The sequence below is a fragment of the Flavobacterium sp. genome, from assembly GCF_043778725.1.
GTDB lineage: Bacteria > Bacteroidota > Bacteroidia > Flavobacteriales > Flavobacteriaceae > Flavobacterium.
This window is the reverse complement of the sequence record NZ_JAYWFT010000103.1, coordinates 19,983-31,817: the sequence shown is the minus strand read 5'-3', so window position 1 is coordinate 31,817 and position 11,835 is coordinate 19,983. Positions and strand designations below refer to the sequence as shown.

The window sequence follows — 11,835 nt, the reverse complement described above, 5'->3', positions numbered from 1 at the left end:
TTACAGTGATTAAGTGCTCATCAAAATCAATTATTTCGTAGGTGTCAAAATCGACTTCTTCTTGCGAATCTTCCGTAAAAAAAGCGATTACTTCTTCATTTTGGAAAATTGCTTGCTGTGGTTTTAGATTTTGAATAACAACAACTAGATTTTCAGATGGACAAAAAGAAGCACAAATCATGATGTTTTGTTCCAATTCAACCATCGGATGTTTTTCTAAAAGATATTCTTCGGTTAACGTTGTAGTTGTCGATTGTAAAAAATGCTCCCATTTTTCGCGAATTGTTAAAATTCCGATCCGGATGTCGGCAACGGGTCGAGTGAAAGTAAAAGGCAAAAGTGCGTTTCGTGATGGTCCGTCAAAAAGTATGTAGTTCATTTAGATTTAGGATTTGAAATTTCAGATTTAAGACTAAAAAAATTTGAAATATTTGAAATATTTAAAAGTATCCAAAGTTACAAAGTTTTTTACATTATTTAATGCAAAAAACCACTCACTTTCGTGAATGGTTTTGAGATATTTCGAACACAATAAAAATTATTTAGCGTGTTTAGCGTATTTAGTTTTAAATTTATCAATACGTCCTGCAGTATCGATAAGTTTAGATTTACCTGTATAAAATGGGTGCGATGTTCTAGAAATCTCCATTTTAAAAACTGGATATTCAACTCCTTCGTGTGTAATGGTTTCTTTAGTTTCTACTGTTGATTTAGAAATAAAAACATCTTCGTTAGACATGTCTTTAAAAGCAACTAATCTGTAATTTTCTGGGTGAATTCCTTGTTTCATTGTATAAATCTTTTTATTTGTTATGGAGTAGTTTGTTGTGAAGCTTTCATTATAAAAGGTATCAACTGGCTACAACTTTTAATTATTATTTTTTTATTTGAGAGTGCAAAAATACAATTATTTTTTAATAATCAAACCATTAAACCACTTTTTTTAATTGTATTATATATTCTGCAATAATAATGGAATTACTATATTTGTGGATTAATTTTTAACAATAATAAAGATGGAAAATACTACTTCACCAGCAAAATCTGGATTACTTTATGGTTTGCTATTTGGTGTTATAATGATTTTAGAATTTGTAATTGGTTATGTTATGAACATTGACCCACAAACAAATCAAGGTTACGGAATCACTATTAACGTACTGAATTTCTTTGTATTACCATCAACTTTCATTTATTTGGGATGTAATAATTATAAAATGAAATTAAATTCGGGTTTTATTTCATTTGGTGAATGTTTAAGAATAGGTGTTACAATATGTATTATTGCTGGTTTAATTTCTGCTTTATTTTCATCAGTTTTCGGAATGATATTTCCAGAATATTTTGAAGAAATGTATAGAAAAGTGAGCAAGATGATGATGGAAAAAAATCCACAAATGACATCGGAACAATTGGATATGGCAGTTTCTATGATGAAAAAGTTTTCTAATCCTGTAATTGCTATTCCTGCTTCTATAGCAATTTATGCTTTTATTGGTTTGATTTATTCGTTAATTATTGGCGCAATTTTAAAAAAAGACGCTAATCAAAGTTATTAATCTTAATGAATTTATCTATAATTATTCCGTTATTGAACGAGCAAGAGTCGTTGCCTGAATTGCATTCGTGGATTCAGAAAGTTATGTTAGTCAACAATTATTCTTATGAAGTTATCTTTATTGATGATGGAAGTACTGATAATTCATGGCAAACAATAGAAAATCTTTCTAGAGAAAACCCATGTGTTAAAGGTATTCGTTTTCTGAGAAACTTCGGAAAATCGCAGGCATTACATGCTGGTTTTGCTAAAGCACAAGGCGATGTCATTATCACTATGGATGCCGACTTGCAGGACAGTCCAGATGAAATTCCAGGATTGTTTACCATGATAACTGAAGAAAAATTTGACTTGGTTTCTGGTTGGAAAAAGAAACGTTACGATAATGCAGTTACTAAGAATTTACCTTCTAAATTATTCAATTGGGCAGCTAGAAAAACATCTGGAGTTTATTTGAATGATTTTAATTGTGGATTGAAAGCTTACAAAAATGTTGTTATTAAAAACATTGAAGTTTCTGGTGAAATGCACCGTTACATTCCTGTTCTAGCTAAAAATGCTGGATTTGGAAAAATTGGCGAAAAAGTAGTTATTCATCAAGCTCGAAAATATGGCGAATCTAAATTTGGAATGAACCGTTTCATTAATGGATTTCTAGATTTAATTACAATTTGGTTTATTTCGCGTTATGGAAAAAGACCAATGCACCTTTTCGGATTACTTGGTGTAATCATGTTTCTAATTGGATTTATTTCAACCTTTTTTATCATTGGTGTAAAGTTATTCAAACTATTTGCGTTGCACAAACAAACTATTTTAGTAGCTCAAAACCCATTATTTTATATTGCTTTAACTGCTATGATTATTGGCTCACAATTATTTCTTGCTGGATTTTTGGGAGAAATTATACTTAGAACAAAAAATAATGAAGAGCGTTATAAAATTGCCGCTGAAGTAAATTTATAAATTAAAACAAACTACACGCCATGAAAAAAACATAAATTATTACACAAAAAAACCATGAAATTAGAAATCAAAAAATGATGTTAGATTATGATTTAGCAGAACTTTATGAAATTGAAACAAAAGTTTTAAAACAGGCAGTTAGAAGAAATATAGAAAGGTTTCCTGATGACTTTATGTTTGAACTTACAAAAGAAGAATTCGACAACTTGAGGTCACAATTTGCGACCTCAAGTTATGGAGGAATTAGATATATGCCTTTTGCCTTTACAGAACAAGGGGTTGCAATGTTATAAAGCGTTTTAAAAAGTTGAAAAGCGATAGAAATAAATATCTCAATAATGAGGACGTTTATGACAATAAGACAATTTACATTGAACTAAACAGAATTACAAAAAAGAATAAACGAAATAGAAGGTCAGTTTCCAGAAATACATAATGTATTGAATTATTTGGTTGAAAAAGACAGCAACTAAGTAATTACTGAAAGAATAAAAATTGGATATAAAAAATAATTTTAATCGTTAGTACTTGTTTTAGCCCTGATAGTAATGGAAAGCTTTTTTAATTAATGACTATTTTTTGCTAAATAAAAAAAGCGACCCAAGAAGCTCTTTTTCATTTTTTGCAAAAAAAGGAATTGATTAAAAAACTTGAAATGGATAGCAGGAAATAGCTTCTGAAAAAAATTAAAGTTAATTTCAAAAAAAAGTCGAGATTGCTATATGCCTCGCAATAAAAAATTATGAATATAGAACAAACCATTTTAGACAAAGTAAATGAGTGGTTAACGCCAACATTTGACGAGGAAACTCACGATGCAATTAAATTAATGATGACAACGTCTCCTAAAGATTTGGAGGAGAGTTTTTATAAAAATCTTGAATTTGGAACTGGCGGAATGCGCGGTGTAATGGGCGTTGGAACCAATAGAATTAACAAATATACGTTAGGTAAAAATACGCAAGGATTGTCTGATTATATGATAAAATCGTTTCCTGGCGAGCAACTTAAAGTAGTTATTGCTTATGATTGTCGACACAATAGTAACACTTTGGCTAAAGTCGTTGCTGATGTTTTTTCGGCTAATGGAATTCATGTTTATTTATTTTCTGATATGCGTCCTACACCGGAATTATCGTTTGCATTGAAATATTTAAAATGTCATGCCGGAATTGTTTTGACTGCTTCACACAATCCACCAGAATATAACGGATACAAAGTATATTGGCAAGATGGCGGACAATTAGTACCACCACAAGATGAGGAAATTATTGAAGGAATTGAAGCCTTAAATTATAGTGAAATAAAATTTGAAGCTAATGAAAATCTAATTGAATATATTGATGTAGCTGTTGACGAAGCTTTCGCAAAATCTACTGTAGAAAATTGCAGTTTTGATACTCCAACAGCTGCAAAAGAGGATTTAAAAATAGTTTATACTTCTCTTCACGGAACTTCTATAAAAGCGATTCCTGGAGTTTTAGCTAAAGCTGGCTATACTGATGTGAATATTGTTGCTGAGCAAGAAGTGCCAGATGGTGATTTTCCTACTGTGAAATCTCCAAATCCTGAAGAACCAGAAGCTTTGGCAATGGCTACTGCATTATCTAATAAAATTGATGGTGATATTGTAATTGGTACCGATCCAGATTCTGATAGACTTGGTGTTGCTGTTCGTGATACTGATGGTAAAATGATTTTATTAAATGGCAATCAAACCATGATAATAATGACGGCTTTTTTACTAGAACAATGGAAACGAGCTGGAAAAATTGACGGAAAACAATTTATTGGTTCTACAATAGTCTCTACACCTATGATGCTGGAATTGGCATCGGCTTATAATGTGAAATGTAAAGTTGGATTGACTGGTTTTAAATGGATTGCCAAATTCATAAAAGATTTTCCGGAGTTGAAATTTATTGGTGGTGGCGAAGAAAGTTTTGGCTACATGGTTGGTGATGCAGTTCGCGATAAAGATGCTGTTGGTGCTTGTTTATTGGTTTGCGAAATTGCAGCTCAGGCCAAAGCAGCCGGAAGTTCGTTGTATAAAGAGTTATTAAATTTATATGTAGATTTTGGATTTTATAAAGAACATTTGATTTCATTAACCAAAAAAGGAATTTCAGGAATGCAAGAAATTAATCAAATGATGGTTGATTTACGTGAAAATCCGATGAGTGAAATTGATGGTCAACGAGTTGTTTGTATAGAAGATTACGAAAATTCTACTTCTAAAAATATGTTTACACAAGAAATTGAGTCAATTTCAATTCCGAAATCGAATGTGTTGATTTATTACCTAGAAGATGGTTCGAAAATTTGTGCAAGACCAAGCGGAACAGAACCAAAAATTAAGTTCTACTTCAGCGTTAATGCACCTTTAGATAAAGTTGAAAATGCTAAAGAAGTTGAAAAACAATTAGATGAAAAAATTAAAAACATAATTACTGCAATGCAGTTGAACTAATGGACGATAATTTAAAAAAAATATTTCCTTTTGTAAAACCTTATAAATTTCATGTTATTTGGAACGTGATTTATAATATTTTGTATGCTTTGTTTAGTACAATTTCAATGTTAACGCTTTTTCCAATGCTTGAAGTGTTATTTAAAAAAGCAAAAGTAATATCAAAATATCCAATTTATACTGGGTTTGCAGACATTGGTTCGTATGTGAAACAACTTTTATTTTATTATATTTCTGATTTAACTAAAGTTAATGGACCACAATATGCATTATTACTTGCTGTAGCATTAGTGATTTTTACTTTCTTATTTAAAAACTTATTTAATTATTTGGCTTCATACCATCTAATGCATTTAAAAAATGGAGTTTTAGCCGACTTAAGAATTAAAATGTTTGATAAAATCATAGACCTTCCGATACCATTCTATTCTGAAAAAAGAAAAGGAGATGTAATGGCGAGAATGTTAGGAGATATTAATGAAGTTCAAAATTCTTTTTTTTCTATATTAGAACTTGTAGTTAAAGAGCCTTTAACAATAGTTTTTGCAATTATTGCAATGTTTAATATAAGTATAAAACTTACACTGTTCGTCTTTATTTTTATTCCTATATCAGGTTATATTATTTCAAAAATAGGTAAAAATTTAAAAGCTAAATCAATTAACCTTCAATATGAAAGTGGTTTTTTAATTTCATTAGTTGATGAAAGTTTAGGTGGTCTAAAAGTAGTTAAAAGTTACAATGCAGAAAGAAGTTTTAAAAATCGTTTTAATGATTCTGTTAGTAGATTACTAAAATTAAGCAATAGCATTGGAAATAAAAACAACCTTGCATCTCCAATGAGTGAATTCATGGGAATAGTTACAATTGCTGTTCTATTATGGTATGGTGGTAATTTGGTTTTAGTAGAAAAAACCTTAGACGGTTCATTATTTTTAGTATATATGCTTTTGGCCTACAACATTCTAACCCCTGCAAAATCAATTTCAAAAGCAAGCTATGCCGTAAAAAGTGGTATGGCTGCAGCACAACGTGTTTTTGAAGTTTTGGAAGTTGAAAATGAAATCACTGATAAACCTGATGCTATTGTAAAAGAATCATTTGAAAAAAATATCACTATTGAAAACATCAATTTTAGATATGAAGAAGAGAATGTTTTAAAGAATTTTTCAATTGAAGTTCCAAAAGGAAAAACTGTTGCGCTTGTAGGACAATCAGGAAGCGGAAAAAGTACCATTGCCAACTTGTTAACTCGTTTTTATGACGTTCAAGAAGGCAGCATAAAAATTGACGGAATCGATATTAAAGACATGACTATGAATTCGTTACGCCATTTAATGGGATTAGTAACGCAAGATTCTATTTTATTTAACGATACCATCAAAAACAATCTTCTAATAGGAAAAATTGGCGCTACAGATGAAGAAATTATTGATGCTTTAAAAGTTGCAAACGCCTACGAATTTGTTAAAGATTTACCCAAAGGGATCAATACTAATATTGGTGATGCTGGTGGAAAATTATCTGGCGGACAAAAGCAACGTCTATCTATTGCAAGAGCCGTTTTGAAAAATCCACCTATAATGATTTTGGATGAAGCTACGTCTGCATTGGATACCGAAAGCGAAAAACTAGTACAAGTTGCTCTTGAAAACATGATGCAAAATAGAACTTCAATTGTTATTGCACACCGACTTTCGACCATTCAAAAAGCAGATAAGATTGTGGTGATGAAAAAAGGCGAAATTGTAGAACAAGGAACTCATGCTGAATTGTTAGCATTGAATGGAACTTATTCTAATTTGGTGACTTTACAGAGTTTTGAACAATAATTTAATCTTATGAAAAGAGAATATTTTGGGATATTATTCATTGTAGTATCTGGCGGAATACTATTTATTTTAGAAAATTTTGTTGGAGAAAACTATGTAAAAGATAATTGCTTTAGATTTCTTGTAATTTGGTTACTAATTGCGTTTTATTTAGGTCAATATTCAATGCGATTTCCAAAAATAAAACATTAAAATGTATCAGAACAATCCAAATATTACGCTTCCAAAAAATCCAGATACGATTGTATGGAAATACTTGGATTTATCTAAATTTTTGGATTTACTGATTTCGAGAAAACTCTTCATGTCACGATCCGATAAATTTGAAGATCAATATGAAGTTACGTTCAGCGAGCCAACATTTGAAGAAATCAAAAAATTAGCGGCTAATAATCCCGAATTTTTAAGTAATTATAAATCACATCGTGAAAAAGTAGTAGTTAGTAGTTGGCACATCAACGAATATGAATCGTTTGCAATGTGGCAAATTTTCACCCAAAATAGTGAAGGCTTGGCAATTCAATCTACAATTGGAAGATTGCAAAAAGCATTGGAAGTTGAAAAAGATTTCAAACAATATATTGGCGAAGTGAATTATATCGATTACAAAAAAGAATACATTCCGTTTGACGATATGTTTTTTCCTTTTCTATTTAAACGAAAAAGTTTTCAGTACGAACGCGAAGTAAGAATTCTAGCTGATTTATTGGAACAAGAAATAAAAATTAACGACGGATTAAAAATTGATGTCGATATAAATCAATTAATTGAAAAGATTTACATTCATCCAAAATCAGAAAACTGGTATAAAAAACTGGTAATAGAATTGGTTGACAAACTCGGATTTGACTTTGAAATTGAAAAATCTGATTTAGAAAGTGATATTTTAATTTAACATACATTTCGGTAAGTTTTCTCTTAGTTGTATTGTCAAATTTTCTATATTTACTTTTTAATTCTATTGATTTGAACATTAAATTCTACAAACCAAAAAGTGAAATTCTTCAACACTATATTGAAGGATATTATTTCTTGACCAATAAAAAATCGGATGCAATTGTAGAATATTTTACTTTTCCTAACAACTTTAGTATCATTTCAATCATTGAAAATGCCGAAATAATTTACTCTGAAAACAAAGGAATTATTAAAGAAAAACAAGGTATTGCATTTTCATCTGATTTGATTTGTCACTATAAAAAACCAATAAAACTTTCTTACGAAGGAAACATTAATGAAATCACTTTTTATTTCAAACCACTCGGACTTAATGCTTTTTTAGAAAAATCTTTGTGTCATTACACCAATGATTTCTTTTCTAATTTCATTCCCTTTAACGACTATAAAGAAATTTTTAGTGGCATTTTAAACGAAACTGATGTAGAAAAAAAAATAGACCAAATAGAAAATTATTGGTTGTCCAAACTAAAAGAATTTCAACATCCTTTTTTGAATCAAGTTATTGAAGATTTAAAAGACAATAAAAAAGAATATTCAATTTCAGATTTAGCGAATAAATACAATACTTCACGTCAAAATCTAACCAAACATTTTGAAGCTAATTTATGTAAATCGCCTTCTGATTTTAAAAAAATTCAGCGGTTTAGAAATACATTAAAAAACAATATTACAAAAACTTCCAAAGATAATTTGACGACCTTGAGTTATGATTCTCTTTTTTACGATCAATCGCATTTGATAAAAGATTTTAAATCATTGACAGGTTTGACTCCGAAAAAATTCTTCAAAACCATTTCTTCTAAAGAAGATAGCGAAGTTAATTGGTTATTTGTATAAGTTACATTTTTACAATTTTTATATTTCAAGAAAATTTATTTTTACAAGGTTAAACAAAATCTTAATCAAAAAAAACGAAAGTTTATTTATTTCGTTTCAAAAGGATTTTCGCAAACTTGAATTATTATTTTAAACAATTCGTTAATGGATTTTTAAAATGAAAAACAAAAATCTCATCAATTTAAAGTATCTTTTTTTGAGTTAGAAAAAAAAACAGATCTTGTTGCACTAAATTCAGGCGAAAATCCTTTTATCTATTTATAATACACTATTTTACACAAATGAAAGAAACTATACTAGTACTAATGTTGTTAATTTTAAATTTATCAGCACATTCACAACACAAAATTGACACAATTCCTTTTAGTTTATCTTCTAAGTTATTGACTTTTAAAGCTAAAATAAATGGTGTAGAAACACAATTTGCATTTGATACAGGCGCAGGTATTGGCGTTCTTACCAAGCAACAAAGTGTAGCATCAAGGGTTTCAATAACTGGTAAAAAAAATATTGAAGATAGCAACCAAAATGTTTCTGGCATGTCTGAAGCAATGATTGACGAGATAACTATTGGGAGTTTTTCTATAAAAAATAGTAAAAGTGTCGTTTATGACATGCCTTTTTTATCCTGCAATAATTATTATCTCTTGGGAGGAAATGTAATAAACCAGCTTAACTGGAAGTTCGACTTTAAACAAAAATTACTATTTGTATCTAAAGAAGCTTTTGAACCTACTAGTGAAATGGTGAAAATACCTGTAAAATATAAGAAAAACCGTCATTTTTTTGATTTTTATATTAATGACAAATTGTATACTAATTGCTTGATAGATTTTGGTTATTCTAGTTTTTTTGAAGTTTCAGATGATGATAAATACTTTAAAAAACTAAAAAAAGAGAAAGAAGAAAAAGGAGAAATTATAAACGGAAAAAGATTTTCTCAAGGACTTACAAGTAGAAGTACAACTGACTATTCGGCATTTTTATTTGATGGTTTAAAACTAGAAAATACATTAATAAATAATATTAAAGTTGAAATAAAAGAAAATACAGAAAATAAAATTGGAATTAAATTCTTTACATCAACATGCAATTCACTAATAATCAATACTATAAAATCTGAATATTATGTAGAATTATTAAATAAACCAGTAATAAACTACTTGAGTTATGCCGCAGATTGTTATTATAAAGATGAAAAACTCATAATTGTTGGTAAAATAACAGCTAAAAATGCAAAACCTGTAGATCTAGAAATTGGTGAAGAAATAAAATCAATTAATAAAAAAACAGCATTAGACTTTAAGGATGAATGCGAATTTATAAAATGGCAATTAGAAAATTCAACATTATCTCAAAATGAAATTGAAAAAAAAGACGGAAAAATTATCCTGGTTGAGATGCAAAAATTAGAGTAAAAACTATGATTATTTTATGTATTTTAAAGTTAATTGTGAAAATCCAATTGTCATGATAATACGATTAAATTATAAATTCATAATTTGTTTTTTCACATTAACCTTTGTAATGCACGAACTTCACGAGATTGTACCTACAGCAAGTAGGAACGGATTATATGTGGCGCTTTGGGCAAAAGAGATTTCAATACTTGGGAACTTTGTGAGGGTTGCAACACCAACTCATATGCTTGGCCATCAACTCTAGGTCGTCCATTTTTTACTTTTATAATGATATGGATTGGTGCCAATTTATTAAATAAAACGGCAGTTGAACAAAAATCACTTGGATTTGCATTGTTCTTTAGCACTATGCCTTTTGCAAGAATTTTAAATCCAATTTTGAGATGTGAAGATGAAGCAAATTTAGTTCAAATGCTCATTCCCGATTTAAATAATTCAAGCAATCTTACACTACTTTTAATTTTACTAATAACTGGCTATCCTCTTTATTTAGCCTATAAAACAATTGGCAATAAAAATAAAATTGGCTGGTTTATATTGTTTTTTTTAGCACCAGTAGTACTAGATTTATTGATGGTTTTAGGAGTAATGAACACACTATTAGCCAAAGAAATAGTGTCTAATTATGGAATCTTAGGTTCACCAATTATGGTAAACATGTGGAGTTTATCCGTTTTATTAGTTTTTGTTTTAACGCGAAAAAATATTTATACCCTATTTAATAGCAAATAGATTACATTTTTACAATTTTGTTAAAACCCAATGTAGTACTTTTACTTGCAATAAGTCTTAAACTTGAAAAACATAGAAATTATGGTAACATTATTGGTTAAATTAATTACAATATTTGTTTCAGTCCTTATAGACATTTTAAACATGTTATTGTAAATGAAAAAATAATTATACTTTTTTTTACCATCTCATTTTCATAAATAAATACAAACGATGAAAAAAATTATATTTTTTCTTTTTCTACATTCGTTTTCTTATTCGCAAAAAATAAAAGATCCCGATTATTTTTTAATACCAAATAAAGAAACTTTGCCTCAACTGTTTTTGGTAGGGACTTTTCATTTTGAGTATTATAACAATGATGCCAATAAAGTTGATAAAGAGAAACAAGTTGACATCTTATCTAAAAAAAAACAGAAAGAACTAAAAGAATTGCTAGACTACATTGCTAAATTCAAACCTACAAAAATTTGTATTGAAGCACCAGAAAATTGGAATACAATGGAAAAGTATACTTCCTACAAATCTGGGAAAACAAAATTAGGAAAAGATGAAATTCAGCAAATTGTATTTAGATTAATGGATAAATTTAAACTTGATACCGTATATAATGTTGACGCCAAAACCATTTATGAAGATTTGACAGAAAGTAAAGACTCGACAACTTTCAATCCGTATTTTGAGAAAATTTTTAAAGATTATACCTTTAAATCAAATCTAGACTATAAAAAATGGATAGAATATGAAACCGAAATGAATCTTAAAACACCGTTGTTAGATTATTTTAAATATTTCAATTCTCAAAAAAGATTTCTTAGAGATTACGGATTTTACTTAACTGGAGATTTTAAAAATGGAAAATACGATGGTGCAGATGCTTTGGCAATTTACTGGTATGATAGAAATTTAAGGATTTTTAGAAACATACAACGAGTGACAACTTCACCTAATGATAGAATTTTAGTATTATTTGGAGCCGGTCATATTTCCATTCTAGACCAATTATTCAAATGCTCTACAGAGTATAATTACATAAAATTTAATGATTTAAAATAAAAT

Annotated in this window: 13 protein-coding genes; 11 read left to right on the top strand and 2 right to left on the bottom strand. The window is 28.9% G+C overall.

Annotated elements, in window-relative coordinates:
• Together ACH2CG_RS09660 and ACH2CG_RS09655 are read right to left on the bottom strand one after the other, a co-directional pair.
• Positions 1-379: putative sugar nucleotidyl transferase (locus ACH2CG_RS09660; RefSeq protein WP_395064603.1), on the bottom strand; the 379-nt coding region annotated here is incomplete at its 3' end.
• A gap of 159 nt (positions 380-538) precedes the next feature.
• Entirely contained in the window at positions 539-790 is a 252-nt protein-coding gene (locus ACH2CG_RS09655) for a type B 50S ribosomal protein L31 (RefSeq protein ID WP_395064601.1), read from the bottom strand.
• A 226-nt stretch (positions 791-1,016) separates the two neighbouring features.
• Here ACH2CG_RS09655 and ACH2CG_RS09650 point away from each other — a divergent pair, with 226 nt between their 5' ends.
• The 11 genes from ACH2CG_RS09650 to ACH2CG_RS09600 all read left to right on the top strand — a co-directional run bounded on the left by ACH2CG_RS09650 (position 1,017) and on the right by ACH2CG_RS09600 (position 11,832).
• Positions 1,017-1,559 carry a DUF4199 domain-containing protein gene (locus tag ACH2CG_RS09650; RefSeq protein ID WP_395064599.1) on the top strand — a complete coding sequence of 181 codons (543 nt, stop codon included), beginning with the start codon at positions 1,017-1,019 and terminating at the stop codon, positions 1,557-1,559.
• A 5-nt stretch (positions 1,560-1,564) separates the two neighbouring features.
• Positions 1,565-2,524 carry a glycosyltransferase family 2 protein gene (locus ACH2CG_RS09645; protein WP_395064597.1) on the top strand — a complete coding sequence of 320 codons (960 nt, stop codon included), beginning with the start codon at positions 1,565-1,567 and terminating at the stop codon, positions 2,522-2,524.
• 35 nt (positions 2,525-2,559) lie between these two features.
• A complete protein-coding gene (locus tag ACH2CG_RS09640; RefSeq protein WP_395064605.1) occupies positions 2,560-2,817 on the top strand; it encodes an ORF6N domain-containing protein in 258 nt (85 codons plus the stop codon).
• A gap of 449 nt (positions 2,818-3,266) precedes the next feature.
• Positions 3,267-4,994: a phospho-sugar mutase gene (locus tag ACH2CG_RS09635; RefSeq protein ID WP_395064595.1), complete on the top strand. Its 1,728-nt coding sequence runs from the start codon at positions 3,267-3,269 to the stop codon at positions 4,992-4,994.
• The gene (locus tag ACH2CG_RS09630) at positions 4,994-6,826 is read left to right on the top strand and encodes an ABC transporter ATP-binding protein (protein ID WP_395064593.1); all 1,833 of its coding nucleotides are present in this window, start codon (positions 4,994-4,996) and stop codon (positions 6,824-6,826) included. Before ACH2CG_RS09635 ends, ACH2CG_RS09630 begins: the two co-directional genes overlap by 1 nt.
• A 9-nt stretch (positions 6,827-6,835) precedes the next feature.
• Positions 6,836-7,018 (top strand): hypothetical protein, encoded by a 183-nt coding sequence (locus ACH2CG_RS09625; protein ID WP_395064591.1) that lies wholly within the window; start codon positions 6,836-6,838, stop codon positions 7,016-7,018.
• Between the two features lies 1 nt (position 7,019).
• Positions 7,020-7,721 carry a hypothetical protein gene (locus ACH2CG_RS09620; protein WP_395064589.1) on the top strand — a complete coding sequence of 234 codons (702 nt, stop codon included), beginning with the start codon at positions 7,020-7,022 and terminating at the stop codon, positions 7,719-7,721.
• Positions 7,722-7,792: 71 nt separating this feature from the next.
• Positions 7,793-8,623 carry a helix-turn-helix domain-containing protein gene (locus tag ACH2CG_RS09615; RefSeq protein ID WP_395064587.1) on the top strand — a complete coding sequence of 277 codons (831 nt, stop codon included), beginning with the start codon at positions 7,793-7,795 and terminating at the stop codon, positions 8,621-8,623.
• A 281-nt stretch (positions 8,624-8,904) separates the two neighbouring features.
• Positions 8,905-10,041, top strand: a complete 1,137-nt coding sequence (locus tag ACH2CG_RS09610) for a retropepsin-like aspartic protease (RefSeq protein WP_395064585.1) — start codon at positions 8,905-8,907, stop codon at positions 10,039-10,041.
• Positions 10,042-10,209: 168 nt separating this feature from the next.
• Entirely contained in the window at positions 10,210-10,776 is a 567-nt protein-coding gene (locus tag ACH2CG_RS09605) for a hypothetical protein (RefSeq protein WP_395064583.1), read from the top strand.
• A gap of 213 nt (positions 10,777-10,989) precedes the next feature.
• The gene (locus ACH2CG_RS09600; protein WP_395064581.1) at positions 10,990-11,832 is read left to right on the top strand and encodes a DUF5694 domain-containing protein; all 843 of its coding nucleotides are present in this window, start codon (positions 10,990-10,992) and stop codon (positions 11,830-11,832) included.
• The last annotated feature ends 3 nt before the right edge of the window (positions 11,833-11,835 follow it).